This window comes from Herbaspirillum sp. YR522 (assembly GCF_000282575.1).
In the GTDB taxonomy this organism is placed as follows: domain Bacteria; phylum Pseudomonadota; class Gammaproteobacteria; order Burkholderiales; family Burkholderiaceae_D; genus Herbaspirillum.
The window spans coordinates 84,932-107,510 of the sequence record NZ_AKJA01000103.1; the positions used below are offsets into that span (position 1 = coordinate 84,932).

Sequence of the window (22,579 nt, forward strand, 5' to 3'; positions counted from 1 at the left end):
CGCCTGTCCTCCGCGCGACGATGCGCGCTCTGGTTACCCTGCGAACAGCCCGGAGCGTTCACCGCCCAGGCGACCCTCGACCAGCTCCTGGCGCATGGCCTGCGCCACTGCGAAGCCGAACACCATGGGGCGACGTGCGGTACGCGCGTCAAAGTCGGCGCGCCAGCGTCGGCGCAGAATGGAAAAGCGGCCGAGGCCGCTCGTATTGATGGTTTTTTTTGACATCCTGTTCTTTCAAAAACCCGCCATCATCCGCGAACGCAGCGACATCATCGCCTGCACGCATTTGGCCGCACCGAAGTTCTTGATCAGTGCCTTGAGCACCGTCAGCGGTGACAACGGAGTGTCGATATTTCCCTTGGCCTTGGCGCCGATCAGGAAGCGCAGGTCGCGCACCGACGTCGGCATATCGTCTGACATGGCCTCCAAGGTGGCCACTATTTCGTCGCTTTCCTGCAGCGCGCGGCGCAGTTCCACCGGATGCTGGTCCGCCAGCCGGCTCATCATCGTGTTGAGCGCGCGCCGTATGCCATTCTTCTTGCGCGAAGGCATATCCTTTTCCTCCAGTTCCTGCAGCGCCTCGAACAGCACCTGATAGCGCTGGATAGGCTGGAAGTTGAAGCGTTTGTGCTGGCCTTCCAGCAGTTCCTGCCCGTGCCGGGTACTGTCGTCGGTGAGAATGGAGAGCGCATCCTCGATCGGCGCCAGGAAGGCCGAATCCTCTTCGTGCAATTCGGGCTTCTCGCTTTTCTTGCCCTTCGAACGGCGCAAGGGAACGTAAGCCTGGCGCTCTGCACGCACCGGCACAACCAGTCGCTGCAACAGGCTGCGAAATCGCGCATGGAGGTCTTCGCGCACGCCGGCCTGGCCGCGCACGGAGTCCTTGGGCACCACTTCGGTCTGTTCGTTTCCGGTCACGATCTGCCCCTGCCGGCCCACCGTCTTGTTCTGCGGCAGTGGGCGGGGCAGGTGCATCTGTTCCAGCTGGGCCCCGGCATAGGGGTTGGTCTTGAGCATATCCATGGCCGTAGGTGGCGTCGCCCAGCGGGCCGGTTCCATCGCTCGCAGGGCGAGCGAACCGGGCTGGACGGTTCCATCCCGGACCGCGTCAATCCTCAACAATCTTCAAAGTCTCACGAATGTTCAAGGAATGCTTCGCGGCAGCAAACGCGCTGCTATTGTCCGGCCCATACCTTGACGAGCCAGAGATCGCCACCCCGGCAACACTGGCTCAAACCAACCAACAAGCGTGTTTCACACTAGGAGAACACCATGGATATGCAAGCAGGCATCGAATTGAACCAGGATGAAGCCGCTGCCGACGCAGCGCCGGCAGTGACCATCGATATCGTCGCGCTCTACACCGAACATCGCAGCCACCTGCTGCGTTTCGTGCAGCGCTATGTGGGTAGCCACGAAGACGCCGAGGATGTGGTGCAGAACACCTTCATCGAGGCGGTCAAGTCGGCGCATCGTTTTTCGGGCCTCTCCAAGCCCTCGACCTGGCTGTTCGGCATCGCATTGAACCTGGCACGCAACCAGGTACGGCGCAACATGGCCGATCGCTACGATACGGTCGACGAGAACTTCATGGAGCAACTGGTCGATAGCCACGCCGACCCGGCCATGCTGTATGAACTGCGCCAGATCGCGCAGAAGGTCGATGACCTGCTGGGCGAGCTGCCACCGAAGATCCGCTCGACCTTCGAGGCGGTACTCGATGGCGATTCGACCTACGAAGAAGCGGCCGAATCGCTGCAGATCCCGATCGGCACCGTGCGCTCGCGCGTCTCGCGGGTGCGGGCGGCGGTACGTAACGAATATGGCAATGTCCCAGCGCGCGGTGCGCAACAGGCAGCACGCCGCTGAGCCATGCGGGGGATCGGGGATGTAATACCGGGGATGCAATGCAACGAGGGCGGTCTGGCGGGCCGCCCTGTTTCCGGACTTCAAGAAGACAAGTCGCTTATTCGCTGGCGATACGCGCCTGGCAACGCTGCGCCAGGTCGGCCGTGTTGAGGATCTCGTCCATCACGCTGCGTTCGTCGGAGAGATTGCGCAAGGCAATCTTTCGCACCACGATATAGCGGCCTTCATCGGCGTGCCACAGCAGCTCGAAACCGCGCCGCTCCTGTTCGTCCAGTTCTGCCGGCATCACCGCATGGGGCGGCAGCAAGGCATCACACGGCGGCAGCAGGCCGGTCACCGACAGGTACAGGTCCTGGCCGGCAGGCTCGACCGAGGTGCGGGTGAGAATCTCGCCGATCAATAATTCGAGCACCGGCCGTGCATGGGCCGTGTCGCCGGTGAGCGTGGTCAACTCCGCCAGCAGTTCCTTGACCTGGGCGCCGGTCAGATCGTCCGGTCTGTCCTGTTCCAACTTCGTTCCCCTTTTCGGCATCGGCCCGGATAAGCCGCTTTGGCACAATTGTACGACGGCCAACAGGCCACTTCCAGCACTAACGATATTCATTCCAACCTCGTCGGGATGCTACCGGACCGCGCCCTTTGCGCGGGCGGCAAAAAGGCGCGACCGCAGTCGCGCCCGCCCTCTTGGATAACGCAGACCTATTTACGTGGCATTCGCCTGACACGGTGCCAGGGGAAATTCTCGTCCAGGCTGGCCGCTGCCTCTTGTCGAAGAGCGGCTGCCGTGGACGGCGATGGGAGACTCGGTGCAAAGACATCCAGATCGAAGTTCATGCTATTCACCTTGGCGTTGCGTTGACAAAAATGCCGCGGCCCGTGGAAGACCACGGGTCGCGGCGGTACTTCAAGCTACTGCGGGAAACGATCCTGCCCCACTGCCGAACAGCCAGTGGCAGGCGCGCTGGCGATCCAGCACGGCACGCCGCGCCGCCGAGGCCAGTTGTTCCAGTGCCTCAGGAAAACCGGCACGGGCGTCGGCCTTGGCCGATACCGTTGCACTGTCCTGTTGCACCAGGTACTGACGCCGAGCGGCATCGGCGGCCAGCGAGACTTCCGCCTCGCTGGGTACCGGGCCTTCGGTCCGATTGCCGGTCTGCATCTGCTGCCAGTCCGGCAATTCGGCTTCGTCGCCATGGTCGTGGCGTGCCAGGTGCATCCTGGAGCCGCCACGCTGCGCGCTTTTTCCGCTACCGGCTCCGCCCAACGCCTTGAGAAAGGACGGACGGCGGGTCGGATGCGGCAAGGCGGCCGAGAGCGGCACCGACGGATCGAACCGAGGGCTGGCACTGGCCTGGCTTTGCGCCTTGTTGACGTCGCGCTGGTCATGCAAGCCGACGTGGGCCTCGATCATCCCCCGAAGGTCGTAGCTGGACGAGCCAGCCAGGATTCGTTGAATGCTCATGAGATCACTCCTTGATTGCCGGAGGTGGCCATCGATGCGCCACCGGGATCAGACCGGACGGCCCCGTCGCCGGCATCGACGGGGCCCCGTGCACTACGGGCCGATCAGCTTTCGATCAGGTCCTTCTCGCGTGCCTTCTCGGGGTCGCCCGCGCCCAGGCGGCTGTCATGCTTGCCGTCGGTGGCGGACTCGACCTTGTCGAACAACTCGCCGTTGTTCTTCATGTATTGCTCAGCGGCGCGTTCCAGTTCCGGCGATACCTTGAAGCCATGCAGGGTGCCCTTGGACATCTCGATCAGGTCATCCTGCGACAGGTGCTTGATGCCGGTACGTTGCTGGAAGTCCTCGATGGTGGACACGGCCTTCTCGTCGGTCATGCCCAGTTCGTTCTTGGCACGAGCGGCCTTCGGATCACCGGCGCCCAGCTGGCTGTCATGCTTGCCGTCGGTGGACGATTCCATCTTGTCGAACAGCTTGCCGTTATCGGCCACATAGGCTTGCGCGGCCTGCTTCATCTCCGGCGTAATGGTCTTGCCGTGCAGTTCGGTGATGTCGCCATTGGCAATGCCCTTCATCTCGTCGTACGAGATCAGGCCGATCTTGTTGTCCTTCTGGAACTTCTCGACCGTCTCTACTGCCTTGGTGTCATCCATGCCGGTCTTCTGGCCGTTCCCATTGCCGTTTCCATTGCCATTGGCAGGTGGATTGAAGGTGTAGTCACCATTCTGTCCGTTCTGCCCGTTCTGTCCGGTAGGCGGGTCGATGCGGATGGTGATGTCGTTGTTGCCCTGTTGCGAGGTCGGCACTTGGTCGGACAGCGGCACGCCCTTCTTGCGCGCCTCTTCAGGATCGCCGGCACCGAGCTGGCTGTCATGCTTGCCGTCGGTGGCGTTCTCGATCTTGTCGAACAGGGCGCCGTTGTTGGCGACATAGGCTTCGGCGGCGCGCTTGGCTTCAGGCGTGACGTCCTTGCCGTTGATCTTGGTGATATCGCCCGAGGCAATGCCCTTCAACTGGTCGTATGAGATCAGGCCGATATCGTTATCCTTCTGGAACTTCTCCATCGCGTCGACCGCGCCCTTCTCGGACATCGGCGGCACGCTCACCGTGCCATCCTTGATCGACTTGTCGCCATCGGCTGCGCTCAGCTGGCTATCGTGCTTGCCGGTGACACTCGACTCGATCTTGTCGAACAGGGCGCCATTGTTGCGGGTATAGACCTCGGCAGCATCCTTGATATTGTCGGGAATCGGCTTGCCGTTGAGTTCCTTGATGTCGCCGTTGGCGATGCCCTTCATGTCGTCGTACGAGATCAGGCCGATCTTGTTGTCCTTCTGGAACTTGGCCATGTCCTTGACCGCGTCGTACTCTTCCGGATTGTTGGGCGAGACATGGTTATTGGCGCACGCGTGCATGAAGGTGTCCGGATTCAGGCCGCTCTGGGTGGGCTGGGTGGACAGCTGTGAGCGGTCGAAATGATCCGGGTCGCCGGCGCCGAGCTGGCTGTCATGCTTGCCGTCGGTGGCCGATTCGACCTTGTCGAACAGCGCGCCATTGTTGGCGACATAGGCTTCGGCCGCCTTCTTCACTTCAGGCGGGATCTGCTTGCCGTTGAGTTCGGTGATATCGCCATTGGCGATGCCCTTCATCTGGTCGTACGAGATGAGGCCGATATCGTTCTTCTTCTGGAACTGCTGCATGGTGTTGACTGCCGAGGCCTCGGACGGCAGGTTACTGCCCGAGTTGGACTGGCTGAATATCTTGCGGAAGAAATCGCGCATCGAATCCGGCACGTTCATCTTGTCGAGCAGCGCTTCGACGTCGGTGCTGTTGTTGCCATTCTTAGGTTTGTTGGCACCGATATCGTTCATATCGGAACCGTCGGACCCGCGCAGGCGCAGGATAAGTGGCTGCCCGTTCTCTCCACCATCGATGGTGATATTGGTCGGGCCGTTGGTAGTCAAGGTAACAGACATGGAAGCTCCTCTGGTCATGACGGCACAGGCCCTCATGGCCTGGCGCGCCGGGTGGAAAAATGGCGGCCGCCAGATGGCGCCGCCAGCGGCAGCAGCGAGTGAGTGAGTTTTTGTTATTACAGGGCGGACTGTGCGCCGTCCTCTGCCTTCTTGATCAGATTGGTAAAGATGCTTACGTTCGACAAGTTGGCCGAAGCGTCATCGGTCGCGTTGATCGTTTCGATCGCATCATCACGACCACGCTGCATCGCGGCACGAGATCCTGTTCCCACTGTCGCCATCACTGCTCCCTTTCCAGTCAAAAACGCGCCGCCAGACAGGCGCTCCAGGTCATTGTTGATCGTTGATGCCCTTGGCCATGGTGCTGAATATCTTCAGCTTGGCCAGGGATGTCGCCTGCTGCGAAACCCACATCTGGAATTCCGCCGCATGTTCGACCCCGGCCTGCGCGGCGAGCGTGGTCGAATTCAGCTTGCCGTCACGCTGGTACGGATTGCGTGCGTCGCGCATGGAACTACTGAGTTGGTCTTGGAACGTAGACATGAGTCCTCCTCCAGGTGGCGAGGGCGACGTAGACGCCCCCGCCGGCCCGAATCAGTTAACCGCCACTGATGGTTTCTGCTTGCGTACGACCCTTCTTTTGGAAGTTGGTCTGGACGGTGGCGTTGGAAATGGCAGTAGCAAAAGCATCGGTACCGTAGATGTTGCCGATTGCGTCTGCCGAGCCTACTGCGCCGCCTGGTGTAGTTGATGCCATGAAAACCTCCATACGTATAGTTGATAAGGGCGCCGAACACCGATCAAGCGTCCGGTCCCACATAGGTAGCTGCCAGCCTGCGCGCAGTTCCAGTCCGGCCTGCAAATTTTTTATCCCGCCGCCGCCCTCGGCGATTGACGGAACTACAAGCCTTCGCAGTAACACCCACTCGCGTGGAATGCGTCTTGCGGCTTACCCGTCGCTGCCCTTTTCCACCTTTTTCACCTTTATCAATTCATCCATTCATTACTTTTCTGAGGAAATACCATGGCCATCAATATCAATGTATCGGGCGGCGTACAGGGCGGCAGCAACATCCCTACTGCGGGGGAAATGAAGGATTTCTCGAACGACATCAAGAAGGCCGATACGATGGATCTCATCAAGGCCAAGAACGATCCCAACACCGAGCAATGGCAGAAGGACGCCATCGATAAGGAATTGTCCCAGCGTGGCGCGGCCAATCAAGCTGGCGGCGCCAGCGGCGCTGGTGGCAGCGAAGGCACTCAGGAAGACAAGGACGAAATCGCCAAGCTGCTCAAGAAACTGGCCGATGGCACCATCTCGCAAGACGAATTGCAGAAACTGGCCGGCATGCTGAAGGTGGATCCGAAGGAACTGGAAGCGCAAAAGGGCAAGGGCGGCAGCACTGGCGAAGGCACCGGCCAGAGCCAGGACATCCAAGGCGGTTGATCGCCGCAGGATAGGCTGACAAGGCCGATACCGGGGCAACCCGGTATCGGCTTTTTTACGTCAGGCGATGCCTCGGCCGGTCACCCCGTTGTCGAACAGGAAGTGGTCCTGCGCCCAGCGGCGCGCCATGCCGGCGAAGAACGTCATCAGTTCCAGCGTCGATTCGAGATCGGCCTGGGCCAGGCCGAAGCGACACATCAGCACCACCCGGTTGCGCGCCGGGCTGTAGGTAAAGGCCGGCGTATGCTGGGCGAACAGATACATGTTGGTCTCGAGCAGGCGCAGCAGGATGGGCTCGCGCGATTGCTCCGGCAGCTCGCCGAAATCGCAATACAGCACCACGCTGTCGGGCACCAGCATGCCGCCATGAAAGAGTGTGAATTCGCTGCCGTCGACGAAAAACACGGCGGACTGCCCGGCCACGCTGGGCCGGGACGCGTGCAAGCGCGCGCAGAGCTGGTCGACCAGCGCGCGATAGCGTTCTATGGACATGAAACTCCCTTGTTATTGTGATCAAGCTACGACATCGACTGCGCGCGCACCGGCCGCGTCCAGCGACAGTACCGGCGACTCGCCAAAACGTTCATCGAGCAGCCATGCGGCCAGCCGCCGGGCACAACGCTGGGGCGACTGCAACGCACCGCTGGCATGCATGCGCACGAACATGTCGCGCAGCGCAAAGTCGTCGCGCTGCTGGCGCAGCTCCGACTGCATATCGGTATCGATCACGCCCGGCATGACACTGGCAATACGCACGTCGGGCCGGGCTTCGGCGGCGATGCAGCGGGCTTGCTGGTCCAGCGCGGCCTTGGAGGCGCAATAGCTGCTCCAGCCGGGTAGCGCGCTGACCGATGCGCCGCTGGAGACATGCATGATGCGGCACTGGCGGCCGGCCACATGGGGCAGGCCGAGCACGTGCTCGCACAGCATCATCGGCGCGCCCGCATTCAGTGCCAGCGCCGCACCCACTGCCCGGCTGCCGACCGAACCGCCGGGGCCCAGCGGACCGGCACTGGCGGCATTGTTGACCAGCAGCACGGTATCTTGACCGACGAATTGCTCGATGGCACCACTGGCCAGCCACGCCTGCAGCGCCGCCAGGTCCGACAGGTCCACCGCCTGCTGGACCAGTTGCGGATAACGCCGCTGCAACGCCGTATTGCCGGATCGTGCGATACCCAGCACGCCGATGCCGCAGGCCAGCAACTCCGTTGCCAGCGCTGCGCCCAGGCCGCGACTATGTCCCGTAATAATTGCTTTCAATTGTTTAACTCCTCGCTGTACTTGCTTTGGAACCCATTTGGCAACGCGCTACACACATCTTGCGATGCGGCTGCCTGCCGCTTTTTTGCAACCGAAGCTTGTTACGCGCAAACGCGCAGGATCACAGTCATGAACCACTTCGTCGGATCTGCCCTGGCCCAGAAAGACTATCGGGAAATTCATGTGACACGGCATCTACTGCCGTTCGAAGACCATGCCTTCGTGAAACCCGAACACGCACGTGTGATGGTCAAGGGCGAGGGCATGTATGTGTGGGACGACCATGGAACTCGGTTCCTCGACGGCATGTCCGGCCTGTGGTGCACCGCCGTCGGCTACGGCGAGCCGGCACTGGCGCAGGCCGCGGCCCAGCAGATCACGCAACTGAGCTATTGCAGCCAGTACTTTCTCAACACCCATGCCCCGGTGGCGGAGCTGACTGCGAAGCTGTTCGAATTGCTGCCGCCAGGCTATTCGCGGGTGCTCTACACCAACTCCGGTTCGGAAGCCAACGACCTCATGGCGCGCTCGGTGCGACGCTTCTGGCAACTGGCCGGCAAACCCGAAAAGCGCATCATGATCGGACGGCGCAACGGCTATCACGGCTCGACCGCTACCAGCGCGGCGATGGGCGGTATGGAGGCGATGCACGCCTTCGGCACGCTGGACCTGGAAGAAGTGCGCCATATCCCGCAGCCGTACTGGTTCGGCTATGACGGCTACCTGACCGAATACGAATTCGGCCAGGCGGCCGCCCGCGAACTCGAGATCAAGTTGCTCGAAGTCGGCCCCGAACGGGTCGCCGGCTTTGTGGCCGAGCCGTTCCAGGGCGCCGGCGGCATGATCTATCCGCCTTACAGCTACTGGCCCGAGATCCAGCGCATCTGCCGCCAGTACGACATATTGCTGTGCCTGGATGAAGTGGTCAGCGGCTTCGGACGCACCGGAAAATGGTTCGCCAGCGAGCACTTCGGCATCCACGCCGATACCATGACCCTGGCTAAGGGCCTGACCTCGGGCTATATCCCGATGGGGGCGCTGGTGTTGTCCGAGCGTATTGCCGACACCCTGGCGCATCACGGCGGTCCGTTCTCCCACGGCTTCACCTACCAGGGGCACCCGGTCGCCTCGGCAGTGGCCCTGGCCAACCTGCGCCTGCTCGACGAAGGTGGACTGGTGGCACAGGCCGAACACGACGTCGGCCTGTATTTCCAATATTGCCTGCGCGATCGTTTCAACGGCCATCCCATCGTCGGCGAGATCCAGGGCAGCGGCATGATCGCGGCGCTGCAACTGTCGTCCAATCCCTATGAAAAGGGACGCCTGGAAAAGGAAGCGCTGGTCGGCCAGTACTGCTCGGCGCGTGCCATGGAACTGGGCCTGGTGGTGCGCTCCTCGGGAGGGCGGATCATCATGGCGCCGGCCTTGATCGCCAACCGTTCCCACATCGATGAATTGATCGACAAGCTGGCGCAGGCGGTGGACGACACGGCACGCCTGGTCGGCCTGATGTAGCGGGCGTCGCCGTGCGCGCCGGCGCAGGCATGATCCGGGTCGGGCCTTTTCGATAACGGTGCTGGCAAGCGGGAACCGCACCGTGCGGGCATTGCACTCATGCAATGAGAGTAGCGCCATCGTTGACGACCACAAAGGAGAGGCCATGACCTGCCAGACCAACGTTGTAGACAGCCCGATCGAACTGTGGGGACTGGTGTTCGCAGCGGATCTGCCCGACGAACCCAGCCACAAGACCTTTTTCATCCGCAACCAGGGCCACAGCGGCGTGCTGACCTTTGCCTCGGCGCTGGATGCGGAAATCTATTGCAGCCAGCTTGCCGCCACCGGCATGCCTGGCTGGCGCCGTGCGCCGCTGGAAAGAATCGACCTGTCGCGGGTGATGTCGCTGGCCAGTCCCGGCGAACGCAAGATCATGCTGGCGCTGGGTTTCCATGCCTCCGACACCAATGACCTGCTGGCCGACGAAGACCAGACGCTGCTTACGCCGCTGCTGCCGATTCCCTATCGCATGACGCATAGCTTGCACGGCCTGTCGCAGCTGCACATCAACCATGAGGTGTGTGACTTCATCGAGCAATGGTGGGATCGCGTCGGTGGCGACCATTACAGCGAGCAGGTGCGCATGACCTCGAGCTGGTCCGACCACGAACTGGCACGCTGCGCCGGTGACGCCCTGTCCAAGGCGGCCATCATGAACATGCGCCAATACCATACGCTGTGGAGTCACAGCGGCGCGGGTGACGAGTGTGCGGTGTTTTCGCCGGGCAGTGGTGCCTGGTGTTTCTCGACCTTGCAAGGGCCGCGCCAGCGCGCCCTGCATTGACCGGTGCGCGGCCTGGACGCCGCGCACCGAGCGTACGGAACCGGCTCGCTTCGAGGCCCGACTCACAAGCAAGGGCTTTTCCGAGTTCCGTTGTCATCCCTCCTGTTTTTCCACGAGAAAGGATCCGCCAGCTGGCGGCACGCATCGACAGAAAGCCCAGTTCACCAATATCTGGAGCAGACAGTCATGCTGAATTCATTCCTCATCGGCGGCCGATCCCCTGCGGCGCCATCGCCGTCCCGGGCATCGCACCATGCCAGTCCATCGCGCAGCGGATCCGGCAACCACGACCAGCCCACCCCGTGCGTGAAGCAATTCGTCACGCCTTTTCGCGCAAGGCGCGAATCACATCAAATCTTGATTGCCTACCATGTATGGAAATAACTTCACGGGAGGAAATCGCTATGATCGCCTCCCGGACTACGACCTCGACCACCCCGGATATGCGGGCCAGTCCCGACCATCCGGCACATTTCAACAATCGATACCCTTTCACCCCGGACCGCCGCCCCTGGCCGACCCAGGATATTCCGATCCCGAGGCGCGACTGCTATATCGGCACGTCAATCGCCCCCCTTCGATGCTGGCTCCGACGAGCCAGCGTGACAGGCTGCTCGAGCGCTTCAACCGCACAAGCAATGGCACGCGCGATCGCTTCAGGCCATCGCCCTCGCTTGCCGCCATGAGCGATGACCAGTATGGCCTGCCGGCCACGCAGGTCTTCAATCCCTTCCATTTCCGGCCGAGGACGCCGTTGGTATCGTACGAGCATTTTGGTCACGACGAGATTGAGCTGCTCAGGAGTGCCGGCTTCAGGCGGTCCCATAGGGAACTGCTGGCCTCGCGCCCGGACAACGAGGTACGCTTCGTGCTGACCAATGCCCCCTGGCTGCAATCGAGCCAGTTCAGCCCGGACGACGTGCTTGCCACGGCCAGGCTGGCGCCCGGGCAGCGTGACTTCGTCGCGCGCGAGTGCTTTTTCCTGGCGGCACTGCACTTCACGCCTGGCGAGATGAATGACCTGGCGCTCATGCGCGACAGCTACCGCGAATTCGTGTGCATCCACGGTGCCAATCTGCAGGCAATGGGATTCAGTGCGTTGGAGATGATGTTCATTGCCATGCGCCCTGCCGTGGAGCGCCGCTTCGTGGCAGCCCACGGCATGCAATTGCACCGCGAAGGCCTGTGCGCGGCAGAGATCAGGTTGCAGGCGCGCGACCCCTTGGCGCGGCAGTCGTTCGAAATCGCAAGAAGACAATCGAGTGACGCCCGGTCGCGACGAGGACCGGATGCGCCGCCACGCCGGCGCACCGCACCGGCCCGGATCGATGATGACTTTCCACCGACGGCATTGGTGCGCACGTCCCGCCGCGTGCGCACGACCGAGATCGAACCGGCGCCCGCGATCACGGATGCGCCACAGGCATCGCGGCCCGTGCGCGAGCGCCATCGGCAGCGGCCGGCGGCCAGCTCGCGCCGTCGCGATAGCGCGCACTCCGACGCGCCTGTCATCGAGCCCATCGGCCCAGCCGAGCAAGAGCGCTTCGAACTGATGGGCCTGGCGCAGGAGGCGCTGGATCGGCTCAGCCTGAGTTCGGGCACCGCACGCACGTACATGCTCGAGTACGGAGAGAACCTGCTGGCTTCAGGCGTGGCGTTCGACGAGATCATGCACATGGCCGAGGATATATCGGGCGGGCAAGCAGCGCCGGTCGAGGATCGCCGCGCCAATCGGCACCGCAGACAGTCGCAGGTACCCGACCCCTGGCGCGCCAGCGACGTACCACCGGCACGCCGGCCACTTGCGCGCGCCACTACCGGGCCCGACGACGTGTCGTATCTCACCGCCGAAGACATCGTGGCAGATGGCTCGTTTGCCCACTTGCAGGACATTCCGGAGCGCACCAGTTCGCCGGTCCATCTGGAACCGGCGGCAGCCTCGCATCCCCGCAACGAAGAGCGCTTGAGCAATGACGAACGCCAGATGTTGCGGCACGCGCATCGACGCTGGGCGGACCGGATGTCCGTGGAACAAGGCGAATCCTTCTATCGGGACATCGCACCGGCGACGCTGACGCGCAAGATTGCACAGGACAATCGCGCCGATCTCAGCCTGCTGCTCGGCGGCTTGGCCTACGCGCAGGACAACCAGCATCGGCGGACCGCATCGGCGCACAAGGCCCGCGTAAAGGAGATGACGGATTACCTGGTCAATGCCGACGATGCCGACCTGCTCTACAAGTGCGATCGCGCCGCCGCGGAGGGAGTCACGCATTGCGGTGACCGCGTGGCCTACGGATTGACCCGGGTGGAGCAGGTGGTCATCGCGCACAAGGTAGAAGCGGGGCTGATGACGCCCCGGCAGATGTTCGAGAGCAAGCAGAGCCTGTTCGTGCAGCCACGGGTGGAGCATATCGCTGCGTGCCTGGCCAATGCGCGCAAGATAAGGGAAGAACAACGCATCTCCATCAGGCGCATGAACGACGAGCAGTTCGCCGAACATATAGAAGAAGCCATCAGCGCCACCTACCGCCGCCAGGGCAGCAATGGAGGCGATGGCGGCAACGCCGGTGGTGGCGGATTCACCGGCTGGCTGGCACGCACCATCGGCAACCCCTTCGGCAGCTCAGCGAGCGTGGTCAACGGCGACGATGCAGACGTCGACAACTCGGCCAGCGAAAGCCTGGAGATGTACGCCGCGCTGGCGCCGATCCTCCGGCAGCGGGGGATATCGCTGGTCGAAGCGGCAAGCACCAGCACGTACGGCGGCATGTACGGCGACATACAGCCGGTCGAGATCACCTATGCCGAGAACCAGATCAACCGGCACGTGCGTGATCTGAGCGACGAGTATCTCCAGGAGTTCGTGGGCAACGGCGCCGTCGAGATGATATTGCGCCGGCGCTTCCAGGACGATTTCCGCGCCATGAAGGAAGATCGCGAGAACGCGCAGGAGCAGGTCGATGAAGCCATGTTCGACCCCAATGCGGCGGATGGCACGCAAGCCACGGTGCGCGAGGCCATGACAGCGCTGGCCTCGATGGAGCAGGAATGGTACCTCGATAAATTGAAGGTGGTGCTGCGCCAGCCCGGCATACTGGAAAACCTGCCGCCTCTGGCGGCCGACCTGGTGGATTGACCGCACGGAACCGGTTTGCCCCGGCATCCGACTTACAAGCAAGGGCTTTTCCGAGTTCCGTTGTCATCCCTCCCTGTTTTCTACCAGAAAGGATCCGCCAGGCACATTGGCCTCTTGCGGCAAGCATCGACTGAAAGGCCCATTTCACCAACATCTGGAGCATACAGTCATGCTGAAGTTATTTCAGGGCCACTCTCACTCGGACCGGGCGTCCCAAGGGGAAAGGTCGTCCCGGGCAGCCGGACATCATCGCAAGCACGAAAAATCCGCAAGACGGGATGACAAGGTCACCGTCGACATCCCCTCTTTCATGCGCCGCTACGGCAAGCATGCCGCAGCGGGTTCGGCCGAGAATTCGCTATATAACCGCTTCGTCAACCTGAGCGTCACGGCACAGAACACGCTGCCGGCGCGCATCGACAGCGACGCCCTGGTCTACCAGGACCTGCAGGAAAAGCTGGCGCAGTCGGAGCTTCGCCTGCAGGGCCATCGGGATGCCATGGCCGGTTTCGGCAAGATGACCGAAGCGCAGCATGCGCTGGTGCGCGAAAAACATGCGTTGGTGCAGGAAGAAAAGGACACCAAGAAACGTATCGGCTTCGACGATGTGCAGGCGCAAATCGATTCGTATTACGATGAACGCGATGACCTCAAGAAAGAGCGTCACGAATGCAAGGAACGGTTGTCAACGCTGAGGCAGCGACACAAGAACCACGAGATCAGGAAAGACGACTACAGGAAGCGCAGCGATCCGCTCAAGGCCAAGATCGATGGATTCGACGCCGACATCGCCGAGATCGACGAAGCGCTGGGCCCGCTGAAGCAAAGACGGGCAGCCCTGGATGAACAACTGCTTCCCTATGACGCCAGGTTCGATGCGCTCGACAAGAAACTGGCCGACGCCGGTGTCAGCCGGGACACCGAGCGCGCGATCCGCGACCTGATCGGCCAGATCGATGCCGAACAACTGAACAACAATACGCTCAAGGGCCAGCTCAAGACCATCGACGACACGCCTGTGCCGCTGGCCGAGGATGGCAGCCTGCCAGATCGGCAGTATGCGCAGAGCGCCGAAAAGCTACGCGAGCTGCTCGGTGCGGTACAGGCCGAACTGTCCAACATCGAACAACAGGTACAGGACAAGCTGAAGGCCGCCGCAGATCGCGACAACTCGGGTGACGAGGCATCCACGCCGGCAAAGTCCGCGCGCTCGGCTACCGCCAAGGACGACACCCGCGCATCGAAGTCTGCCAGTAAGCCCGCGGGCCAGCCGAACAGGAACCAAGACAAAGCCGGCGGCAAGCGCGATGAGGGCAAGCGCAGGGCAGCCCCCGGTGGCTTGGCCGGATGGATGGCGGCCAGCGCCGGCATTCCCCCGGCGCGCGTCAAGCAGGCCGCCGCGAAAGCCAGGAAACCGGTCGTCGAGGGTACCAGTGAAGCGCCGTCGGCAGCGCCAACGGAGCTCGCGCAAGAGGTGCCGCCCGTGGCCACCGCTGCGCCTGCACCGTCCATCGTCGAACGCCCCCGGGCGGCGCCGGTCGGCACCGCGAGCGCGCACGCCAGGGTGGATCCGGAACCGGACGACGATGTCGTGGTACCGCCGCCGGTCGGCGCCGGCACCGCCAAGAAAACCACCGTCCCGGTGAAGGCAGCGGCCGTGTCCCCCGACGAGGCGGCGACCAGCACAGCAACGGCCACACCGACGACCGATGCGACCGGCAAGGCCGGTGGTGCAACACCCGCCTCGGCATCATCGACACCTGCCGTAGCGACGCCGAGCAAACCGACTGCCACGTCAACCGCGCGGCGCGCCGCGGCGCCGATAAAGGCACAACCCGATGCAACCGTTTCCAGGGCCGCGCCGGCAGTCACGACAGCGCCCACGGTGAGCGCCCCGACCGCAGGCACGACACCGTCCGCCTCCTCGGCCAAGGCCAGGCCCCAGGTGACACCGTCCCGGCCGACGGTCGCAGACAGCCAGTCCGGCAATACCGCGCCGGCAGTGGCGAACTCGGCCCCCGTGGTCGCACAGGGCGCCACCTCGACAGCAACAGCAACAGCAACAGCGACGGCGTCGGACCAGCGCCAGCCCAAGCCGGCCGCAGCGAAAACCGAGCAACCCGTGTCGACCGCACCCATTGCCACGACGGCTACTACGCCGGCCGCCACCAGCACCAGGCAGCCTGCACCTGCCTTGAGCAAGCCTGCGCCGGCAGTGGCGCCCGAACCGGTAGCACCCGTGGTGCGCCCGGCCCCGGCGCCACGACAGAGCGTGCCGGTGGCCAAGGCCAAACCGCAGGTCACCACGCCTGGGCCGGCGGCCAGTACCAGCCAGTCGGCTAATGCAGCGCCGGCAGCGGCGACCACCGCGACCACCGCACCTGTGGTCACCCAGGCCGATACATCGGGGGCGAGCGCGCCGGCCAAGGCACAGCCCAAACCGGTCGTGGCCAAGACCGAGCAACCGGGGTCGAGCGCGCCGGTTGCCGCAGCGACAGCCACCGCTGCCGGCGCCAGGCAAGGCACACCTGCCAGCACCAAGCCTGCCGCCACCGCCGAGCCGGTGACGCCGGTGGTGCGCCAGGCACCACAACAGAGCGCACCTGCAGCCAAGACCAAACCTCAGGTCACCACGCCACGGCCGGCGGCCAGCACCGACCAGTCGGGTAACGCCGCACCGGTAGCGGCGAGCACCGCGCCTGTCGTCACCCAGGCAGACACGTCCGCCACCGGCGCCACGGCCAAGGCACAGCCCAAGCCGGCCGTGGCCAAGACCGCGCAACCCGTGTCGACCACGCCGGTTGCCGCAGCCACTACCACCGCCAGGCAGCCGGCCCCTGCCAGTACCAAGCCTGCCCCCGCGGTCGTGTCCGAGCCGGTAGCACCGGTGGCGCGTGCGGTGCCGGTGCCACAACAAAGTACGTCGGCCGCCAAAGCCAAACCTCAAGCCAGCACCGCCAGTACCGCGCAGTCCGACAAGGCCGCGCCGGCAGCGGCGACAACGTCGCCGGTGGTCACGCAGGCCGCCCCGCTTGCCACAAGCACACCGGCCAAGGCCCAGCCCAGGCCCACGGTGGTCGAGCGCGAACAACCCAAGCCGACCGCGCCAACTGCCGCAACCGCTCCGACCACTGCTACCGGCAGCACCACGCGACCCGCACCCGCCACGACCAAGCCGACGCCGAACGTCCCGGCCGATCCGGTAACGCCGGCAGTGCGCCAGGTACCTGCGCCACAGCAGAGTGCGCCCGCAGCCAAGGCCAGCCCCCAGGTCACAGCGCCTCGGCCGACGGACGGCGCTGGCCAATCCGGCAACAGTGCACCAGCGGTGGCAACGGCCGCAGCCGTGGCTGCCCAGCCCGGCACATCCGCAACACCGGCGCCGGTACGCCAGGTACCGCCGCAACCGGTGGCCAACAGCGACAAGACACCATCGGCGGCCGCATCGTCGGCAACACAGGCGTCGCCCGCATCGCAGCCCGGAGAGCCCTCCGCGCCGCCCGAAGTGGATTGGCGCAACGCGCTGCCGGTCCGGGTGGCCGAAAGTGCGCCACCGGAGCATGGCAGCCAGGATCAGGACGGTTCGACAAGGAGGGAGGCGTCGGCCGCGCCCATTGCTGCACAGCCTGACTGGCGCAGTGCGCCACCGGTGAGGGTGGCCGCTGCCGATGAGAGCAGCGATAGCGACAGTGAAGGCGATGTCGATGAAACTGCGGACCGGCCCCGCCCGCAGGGCACGACAGGCCCGACCGAATTCACATCGCCGCGACGCGCCTGGACCAGCGACGCCACCCCGGCACGCCCGTCCGGCAAGGAAGACGCTGGCCGTGCCGCGCTCGCGGCGTCGGCCAGCACGGTGCGCGACGCACCGTCGGTGGCGCCCACGGCTGAGCCGGTCGCGCCGCCGACGGCCCCGAAGGCGCCCGCCTATCCATCGGTGAAGATGACGGAAGACCTGCGCCCGGGCGCTACGCAGGCATCCAGTGTCAAGACGCCAAAGGCGCCGGAACCCGGGATAGCGCGCGCCTCGACCTATCCGTCGATGAGTACGCCTGCAACCGACGACACCACCGGCACCGGTTACGCCAAGGTATCTACCGGCGCCAAGGAAAATGCCGGCCGGTCAGCCGCACCGAAGAATCCGGTCTATCCGGTGATACATCGCTATTCTTTCAACAAGTTGCCGGAAAAATTCCGGCGGGATATCCGCAACAATGCACATGTCAATACGCAGCACCTCGATCTTTCCGGCAATACCGGCGTAAAACTGGACTACATCGTGATCGCGCCCGGACAAAGCAAGCCGATTCGCCTGGCCCCGCAAGGCTATGGGGAGATCGTCATCGCACCTGGCAGCGAGGAGTATCACGTGGTGCTCGACACGCCACCCGATGAGATACAGAAAAGGGTGGAAGCGCGCAAGGCCGAAGCCGTCCGTGCCCAGGCCACAGCGACGGTCGAAAGCGATGACGAAGAGAGCGCCCTGCCCGACTCCAAACGCTATTACGGCCTGAACTCGTCGGATGATGAATTTGCCCAATCCTCGCGTGCCCGTCGTGGCCCCTCGCATCGACGCCCCGCCTATGCCAGTACGCCGTCCGGGCAGCATTCGACAGCGCCAAGACCGCATGTGCCCCGGACAACACAGCCGCGTTACCCCGACCTGCCCGATTACGGAGCAAAGTCCAACCCGAACTCGCCGCGCTACGACCCGAGATTCGATCCGAATTCGCCGCGCTTCGATCGCCTGTACGCTGACCTGCATACGGCGAGCACCGCGATGCCGCCACCGCCGCCACCGATGTACGACTACGGGGTGGGCGGCATGCCTTATGCCGGCACTTCAACCGGGTTCCCGCCATTTGGCAGCGACTATGCGCCGCCACCGCCACCATTCGGCCCCGATTTCGGCTCCGGTTTCGGCGGCGTGCCCAATCCCTATCCATCGATGCCGGATTTTGCTCCCCCGCCGTTCGGGGTGCCACCGGTCGGGGTGCCGCCGTTCGGGGTGCCACCGTTCACACAGCCGTTTCCACCAGCCATGCCAGTAGTCCAGCCGACCGACAACAAGGAGGTAAAACCGGTCGTGCTCAAGCCAGCCCAGGGCCAACCGTGGGCCAAGCTGTATTTCCTGGATCAGGGATGGGAAGACAAGAACAACGAGCTGGAGACGCGAAGGAAAACGTCTGGGGCGAACCGGCAGGAGGGCGATATCGCACCCGCACCCAAACCGACCGTGCGCGACACCAATACTTTGCTCTCAGGGCTGCAGCAACGGCTCACGGATACCCAGCTCAAGGAGCTGGGGCAAGAACTGCAACTGTACCTGCTGGCGCAGGACAACGCGCTCGCCAAGACCCCCACCGTCGAAGCGGCGTTTCGGACGTATGTAGACAGGCAGTTCGAAAAAGAAAAAAAGGAAAAACCCGGTGACTACACCGCATTGAGCAACGAGCAGATGACCACCAAGCGGCAGGAGTTCTATGCCAAGACCTGGAGCGATGAGGGCGGCGCCTTTGTCGAGACCTTCCTGTACGAAAAATACAAGGAGGTCTTTTCCAGCCAGTTGACCCTCACGGAGGGCCGGCTCCATGTCTCGCGCTTGCAGCAACGGCTGAGCCGCTTCTGATCGCCAGCTACCACCTTCTGAAACGACTGATGGATGACACGATGAACAACGAACCGATTCTGGCGCAACTAGGCGCAATGCAAGCCGACCCATATCGCGCCCGGGAGCTGCACCGCGTGCGGCAAGAAGCTGCGCAGGACTTGCGCGACCTGGCACGCCAGCTGGCACGGCACCTGGCGATCAGTACCGCACCGCCACGCCCGGCCGGCAAACGACGCAGCATGGCGGCTGGCAAGCAACGCGAACGCCGCACCCAGACCTGCCAGGCGCTGGCCGAGGACATGATCCTGCAGGCGCTGGCGCACATGCATGACCCGCAGTGGGACCCATTGGCCGACGCCGGCCGCGCGCCCGATCCGCAACATGCCAGCCTGTTGCTGTCGTTGTTGCTGATGGATGAAGCGGCCACGACGGCACACGAGCAAGAACCGCATGAAGATGATGCATGGATGGAACCATAGCCGCTGCGGCAACATTCATGGACATGGTTTGCGCGAGCCACACGGGTCGCACTGCACGGCACCGGCGAGGGCGGAATTCCCCCGCTTCGCCCTCGCCGGCGACCGCGCTTCCCACCGAACAGCCACGTTCACACGGCGCTCCGTGCGGGTGCGGCCGGTGGCTCGCCAAACCTGGTCAGGCGTCTGACCCAAATAGCGCAACGGCCGCGGCGGTTTGCCGTCGCGGCCACCTTCCCCGGCGTAGCCGCATTACCGAGGAACCGGCCCCTTGCATATCAAGGCTCGAGGGAAATCGACGGCCGGACCAGACATCAAGCAAGACCCGCGTGAGGAGCTTCGTATGGATCATTTCGCCTCATCCCGAACGCATGGGACGCAGGAGGACGTTCCTGGCGGACCGGGAGCAACACACGAGCAGCAAGACAAGGTAGTTCAACGACGCGCCCCCAGATACGACGTCGATGCATTATTCGGCAGTTTTCCCGAACGTTATTTCAACCAGCGGCATAACGATCAGCAGTGAGACCTTTGGCGACCCTCGCGGGTCGCCTTTTTTTTTGCGCCCGGATAGGTGAAAACAGCCGGCGTGGGTGTGGGTGTGATGCCGTGATGCCATGATGCCATGATGCCGTTGAGTCAATTGCAGGCCGTCCAATCTTATCTCCCGTTCGGAATGAGTAGCTGCCTTGGCAGCGTATCGAAGGCGCTCATGCCGGTGCGTCTTCGATACGGTCCTTCGGACCTACTCAGTCCGAACGGTCTTTATCGAACGTACAAATGAGGTGACGTCTGGCGCTCGACTAGCGGTATCTGACGCTGCACTGTGTAACGTCGGTAGGCGATCCGTCATCGTGACCCATCCCCGTTCGGATTGAGGTGCTGCCTTGGCAGCGTATCGAAGGCGCTCATGCCGGTGCGCCTTCGATACGGTCCTTCGGACCTACTCAGTCCGAACGGTCTTTATCGAGCGATCAAATAAAGCGGCGCTCACCGCAGTCCATACTGAAAAAAAATGCCGTCCAGTGTGATTAACCGGACGGCATTGCCAGCCTGGGGGCCGTGGCAACAAGCGTGCCGTGACACGTCAGGCGGCAGCCTTTTCTGCCTGCGTTTTTTTCTCGTCGCGCAACTCGCGGCGCAGGATCTTGCCCACATTGGTCTTGGGCAGCTCATCACGAAACTCGATGGTCCTGGGCTTCTTGTAGCCGGTGAACTGCTCCTTACAGTAGGCCATCAATTGTTCGGCGGTCAGCGACTTGTCCTTGCGCACCACGAACAGCTTGACGGCTTCGCCCGTATGTTCGTCCGGTACCCCCACGCAGGCGCATTCCAGCACACCCGGATGTTGTGCCACCACGCCTTCGATCTCGTTGGGATAGACGTTGAATCCCGACACCAGGATCATGTCCTTCTTGCGGTCGACGATGCGGGTATAGCCACGCTCGTCCATGATGCCGATGTCGCCGGTCTTGAAGAAGCCGTCGGCGGTCATGACCTTGGCGGTCTCGTCGGGACGTTGCCAGTAGCCCTGCATCACCTGCGGGCCGCGAATGGCGATCTCGCCCGGCTGGCCCAATGCCACCGTTCGCCCATCGTCGTCCAGGATGGCGATCTCGGTCGAGGGCAGCGGCAGGCCGATGGTGCCGGTGTAGTCGCTGATGGTGCAGGGATTGGCGCTGGCGATGGGCGAGGTCTCGGACAGGCCATAGCCTTCGATGATGGGACAACCGGTCAGTTTCTTCCAGCGGTCGGCGACCGACTTCTGGACCGCCATGCCGCCGCCGACGCAGCAGCGATAGCCCGAGAAATCGAGCTTGGCGAATTCGGCATTGTTAAGCAGGGCGTTATAGAGCGTATTGACCGCGGGGAAGGTATTGACCTTGTAGCGGGCCAGTTCCTTGACGAAGCCGGGGATGTCGCGCGGATTGGGAATGAGCAGGTTGAGCGCGCCCTTGCGGGTGCCCAGCATGTTGCATACCGTCAACGCAAAGATGTGATACAGCGGCAACGCGCAGACGAACACCAGCTGCTCCGGGGGCGTGCCCGACTTCAGCGCCGGATCGAGCCACTCTTCGGCCTGCAGCACGTTGGCCACCAGGTTACGGTGCGTCAGTACCGCTCCCTTGGCCACGCCGGTGGTGCCACCGGTGTACTGCAGGAAGGCGACGTCGTCCGGTCCGGCCGCCACCGCCTGCAGCTGCTTGCCCGCGCCATCGTGCAGCGCGCGATTGAAGCCGACGGCCCCGGGCAGCGACCAGGCCGGCACCAGTTTCTTCACGTGGCGCACCACCAGGTTGACGATGGCGCCCTTGAGCAGCCCGAGCATCTCGCCCATGCTGGCCACCACGATATGCTTGATCCGCGTGCGCGCCACCACCTTCTGCAAGGTGCAGGCAAAATTCTCCAGCACGAAGATGGCCTCGGCGCCCGAATCGGTCAATTGATGTTCCAGCTCGCGCGCGGTGTACAGCGGATTGACATTGACCACCGTATAGCCGGCGCGCAGGATGGCGGCGATCGCCACCGGATACTGCAGCACGTTGGGCATCATGATCGCCACCCGCGCGCCACGACTCAGGCCCAGTCCCTGGAGCCACGCGCCCAGGGACCGCGAAAGACGGTCCAGCTCGTCATAGCGCAGGTACTTGCCCATGCAGACATAGGCGTTGCGATCGGCATGACGGCTGAAGGCTTCGTCGATCATCTGCACCAGCGACTGGTACCGGTTGGGATCGATCTCGGCGGGCACGCCCGCAGGATAGGATTCAAGCCAGAATTTTTCCATGATGATTGTCTGTCTCCGATCAGAACTTGCGCTGGCTGGGCGTGTATCAGGTTGGCGCGCACAGCAAAAAAGCACGAGTGTTTTATTATTTAGAGCAGATGCTATCCAGCATTGGTCGCCGGGGCAAGTCCTTTTGCAGCAATTTTGCGCCAGGCCGCTCCTCGATACAGTGAGATCATACCTTGGGCCTGGGCCGATGCGGCG

At 63.2% G+C, this 22,579-nt stretch carries 19 protein-coding genes; 8 read left to right on the forward strand and 11 right to left on the reverse strand.

Annotated elements, in window-relative coordinates:
* Positions 1 to 33: 33 nt before the first annotated feature.
* Together PMI40_RS13330 and PMI40_RS13335 are read right to left on the reverse strand one after the other, a co-directional pair.
* The gene (locus PMI40_RS13330; protein ID WP_008116205.1) at positions 34 to 225 is read right to left on the reverse strand and encodes a hypothetical protein; all 192 of its coding nucleotides are present in this window, start codon (positions 223 to 225) and stop codon (positions 34 to 36) included.
* A gap of 9 nt (positions 226 to 234) precedes the next feature.
* Positions 235 to 1,017, reverse strand: coding sequence for a hypothetical protein (locus PMI40_RS13335; protein ID WP_051001812.1), 783 nt, complete (start codon positions 1,015 to 1,017; stop codon positions 235 to 237).
* 255 nt (positions 1,018 to 1,272) lie between these two features.
* Between PMI40_RS13335 and PMI40_RS13340 the strand changes: the two genes are divergently transcribed.
* On the forward strand, positions 1,273 to 1,869 hold the full coding sequence (locus PMI40_RS13340; protein WP_008116210.1) for an RNA polymerase sigma factor: 597 nt from the start codon (positions 1,273 to 1,275) through the stop codon (positions 1,867 to 1,869).
* 97 nt (positions 1,870 to 1,966) lie between these two features.
* Here the strand turns inward: PMI40_RS13340 and PMI40_RS13345 are convergent, their stop codons facing one another.
* The 6 genes from PMI40_RS13345 to PMI40_RS23950 form a co-directional block, all read right to left on the reverse strand.
* Positions 1,967 to 2,380, reverse strand: a complete 414-nt coding sequence (locus tag PMI40_RS13345; protein WP_051001814.1) for a hypothetical protein — start codon at positions 2,378 to 2,380, stop codon at positions 1,967 to 1,969.
* A 393-nt stretch (positions 2,381 to 2,773) separates the two neighbouring features.
* Complete coding sequence (locus PMI40_RS13350) at positions 2,774 to 3,331, reverse strand: hypothetical protein (protein WP_008116215.1); 558 nt, start codon at positions 3,329 to 3,331, stop codon at positions 2,774 to 2,776.
* Between the two features lie 104 nt (positions 3,332 to 3,435).
* Positions 3,436 to 5,307 (reverse strand): hypothetical protein, encoded by a 1,872-nt coding sequence (locus tag PMI40_RS13355; protein WP_008116217.1) that lies wholly within the window; start codon positions 5,305 to 5,307, stop codon positions 3,436 to 3,438.
* Between the two features lie 116 nt (positions 5,308 to 5,423).
* Positions 5,424 to 5,588 (reverse strand): hypothetical protein, encoded by a 165-nt coding sequence (locus PMI40_RS23945; RefSeq protein ID WP_157221537.1) that lies wholly within the window; start codon positions 5,586 to 5,588, stop codon positions 5,424 to 5,426.
* 49 nt (positions 5,589 to 5,637) lie between these two features.
* The gene (locus tag PMI40_RS13360; RefSeq protein ID WP_008116222.1) at positions 5,638 to 5,850 is read right to left on the reverse strand and encodes a hypothetical protein; all 213 of its coding nucleotides are present in this window, start codon (positions 5,848 to 5,850) and stop codon (positions 5,638 to 5,640) included.
* A 55-nt stretch (positions 5,851 to 5,905) separates the two neighbouring features.
* Positions 5,906 to 6,064 (reverse strand): hypothetical protein, encoded by a 159-nt coding sequence (locus tag PMI40_RS23950; RefSeq protein WP_008116224.1) that lies wholly within the window; start codon positions 6,062 to 6,064, stop codon positions 5,906 to 5,908.
* A gap of 267 nt (positions 6,065 to 6,331) precedes the next feature.
* Between PMI40_RS23950 and PMI40_RS13365 the strand changes: the two genes are divergently transcribed.
* Complete coding sequence (locus tag PMI40_RS13365) at positions 6,332 to 6,757, forward strand: hypothetical protein (RefSeq protein WP_008116226.1); 426 nt, start codon at positions 6,332 to 6,334, stop codon at positions 6,755 to 6,757.
* 60 nt (positions 6,758 to 6,817) lie between these two features.
* On the opposite strand, the gene PMI40_RS13370 is transcribed toward PMI40_RS13365, so the two are convergent.
* Together PMI40_RS13370 and PMI40_RS13375 are read right to left on the reverse strand one after the other, a co-directional pair.
* Complete coding sequence (locus PMI40_RS13370; RefSeq protein ID WP_008116228.1) at positions 6,818 to 7,249, reverse strand: CesT family type III secretion system chaperone; 432 nt, start codon at positions 7,247 to 7,249, stop codon at positions 6,818 to 6,820.
* 21 nt (positions 7,250 to 7,270) lie between these two features.
* Complete coding sequence (locus PMI40_RS13375; protein WP_008116230.1) at positions 7,271 to 8,020, reverse strand: SDR family NAD(P)-dependent oxidoreductase; 750 nt, start codon at positions 8,018 to 8,020, stop codon at positions 7,271 to 7,273.
* Positions 8,021 to 8,149: 129 nt separating this feature from the next.
* On the opposite strand from PMI40_RS13375, the gene PMI40_RS13380 reads away from it, so the two are divergent.
* From PMI40_RS13380 to PMI40_RS23955, 6 genes are all read left to right on the forward strand, one after another.
* Positions 8,150 to 9,535 (forward strand): aminotransferase, encoded by a 1,386-nt coding sequence (locus tag PMI40_RS13380; protein ID WP_008116232.1) that lies wholly within the window; start codon positions 8,150 to 8,152, stop codon positions 9,533 to 9,535.
* A gap of 145 nt (positions 9,536 to 9,680) precedes the next feature.
* Positions 9,681 to 10,361 carry a hypothetical protein gene (locus PMI40_RS13385; protein ID WP_008116234.1) on the forward strand — a complete coding sequence of 227 codons (681 nt, stop codon included), beginning with the start codon at positions 9,681 to 9,683 and terminating at the stop codon, positions 10,359 to 10,361.
* Between the two features lie 682 nt (positions 10,362 to 11,043).
* The gene (locus PMI40_RS13390) at positions 11,044 to 13,500 is read left to right on the forward strand and encodes a hypothetical protein (RefSeq protein ID WP_157221538.1); all 2,457 of its coding nucleotides are present in this window, start codon (positions 11,044 to 11,046) and stop codon (positions 13,498 to 13,500) included.
* A 169-nt stretch (positions 13,501 to 13,669) separates the two neighbouring features.
* A complete protein-coding gene (locus PMI40_RS13395) occupies positions 13,670 to 19,129 on the forward strand; it encodes a hypothetical protein (RefSeq protein ID WP_008116237.1) in 5,460 nt (1,819 codons plus the stop codon).
* Between the two features lie 41 nt (positions 19,130 to 19,170).
* Positions 19,171 to 19,590, forward strand: a complete 420-nt coding sequence (locus PMI40_RS13400; RefSeq protein ID WP_008116238.1) for a hypothetical protein — start codon at positions 19,171 to 19,173, stop codon at positions 19,588 to 19,590.
* 340 nt (positions 19,591 to 19,930) lie between these two features.
* Positions 19,931 to 20,113 (forward strand): hypothetical protein, encoded by a 183-nt coding sequence (locus tag PMI40_RS23955; protein ID WP_157221539.1) that lies wholly within the window; start codon positions 19,931 to 19,933, stop codon positions 20,111 to 20,113.
* A 561-nt stretch (positions 20,114 to 20,674) separates the two neighbouring features.
* On the opposite strand, the gene PMI40_RS13405 is transcribed toward PMI40_RS23955, so the two are convergent.
* Positions 20,675 to 22,375: a long-chain fatty acid--CoA ligase gene (locus tag PMI40_RS13405; RefSeq protein ID WP_008116241.1), complete on the reverse strand. Its 1,701-nt coding sequence runs from the start codon at positions 22,373 to 22,375 to the stop codon at positions 20,675 to 20,677.
* Positions 22,376 to 22,579: the final 204 nt, after the last annotated feature.

What these genes read in the sequence shown, in the direction of transcription:
- PMI40_RS13330 (WP_008116205.1), bottom strand. Translation starts at nt 225, where the DNA reads ATGTCAAAAAAAACCATCAATACGAGCGGCCTCGGCCGCTTTTCCATT.
- PMI40_RS13335 (WP_051001812.1), bottom strand. Translation starts at nt 1,017, where the DNA reads ATGCTCAAGACCAACCCCTATGCCGGGGCCCAGCTGGAACAGATGCAC.
- PMI40_RS13340 (WP_008116210.1), top strand. Translation starts at nt 1,273, where the DNA reads ATGGATATGCAAGCAGGCATCGAATTGAACCAGGATGAAGCCGCTGCC.
- PMI40_RS13350 (WP_008116215.1), bottom strand. Translation starts at nt 3,331, where the DNA reads ATGAGCATTCAACGAATCCTGGCTGGCTCGTCCAGCTACGACCTTCGG.
- PMI40_RS13355 (WP_008116217.1), bottom strand. Translation starts at nt 5,307, where the DNA reads ATGTCTGTTACCTTGACTACCAACGGCCCGACCAATATCACCATCGAT.
- PMI40_RS23945 (WP_157221537.1), bottom strand. Translation starts at nt 5,588, where the DNA reads ATGGCGACAGTGGGAACAGGATCTCGTGCCGCGATGCAGCGTGGTCGT.
- PMI40_RS13360 (WP_008116222.1), bottom strand. Translation starts at nt 5,850, where the DNA reads ATGTCTACGTTCCAAGACCAACTCAGTAGTTCCATGCGCGACGCACGC.
- PMI40_RS23950 (WP_008116224.1), bottom strand. Translation starts at nt 6,064, where the DNA reads ATGGCATCAACTACACCAGGCGGCGCAGTAGGCTCGGCAGACGCAATC.
- PMI40_RS13365 (WP_008116226.1), top strand. Translation starts at nt 6,332, where the DNA reads ATGGCCATCAATATCAATGTATCGGGCGGCGTACAGGGCGGCAGCAAC.
- PMI40_RS13370 (WP_008116228.1), bottom strand. Translation starts at nt 7,249, where the DNA reads ATGTCCATAGAACGCTATCGCGCGCTGGTCGACCAGCTCTGCGCGCGC.
- PMI40_RS13380 (WP_008116232.1), top strand. Translation starts at nt 8,150, where the DNA reads ATGAACCACTTCGTCGGATCTGCCCTGGCCCAGAAAGACTATCGGGAA.
- PMI40_RS13385 (WP_008116234.1), top strand. Translation starts at nt 9,681, where the DNA reads ATGACCTGCCAGACCAACGTTGTAGACAGCCCGATCGAACTGTGGGGA.
- PMI40_RS13390 (WP_157221538.1), top strand. Translation starts at nt 11,044, where the DNA reads ATGAGCGATGACCAGTATGGCCTGCCGGCCACGCAGGTCTTCAATCCC.
- PMI40_RS13395 (WP_008116237.1), top strand. Translation starts at nt 13,670, where the DNA reads ATGCTGAAGTTATTTCAGGGCCACTCTCACTCGGACCGGGCGTCCCAA.
- PMI40_RS13400 (WP_008116238.1), top strand. Translation starts at nt 19,171, where the DNA reads ATGAACAACGAACCGATTCTGGCGCAACTAGGCGCAATGCAAGCCGAC.
- PMI40_RS23955 (WP_157221539.1), top strand. Translation starts at nt 19,931, where the DNA reads ATGGATCATTTCGCCTCATCCCGAACGCATGGGACGCAGGAGGACGTT.
- PMI40_RS13405 (WP_008116241.1), bottom strand. Translation starts at nt 22,375, where the DNA reads ATGGAAAAATTCTGGCTTGAATCCTATCCTGCGGGCGTGCCCGCCGAG.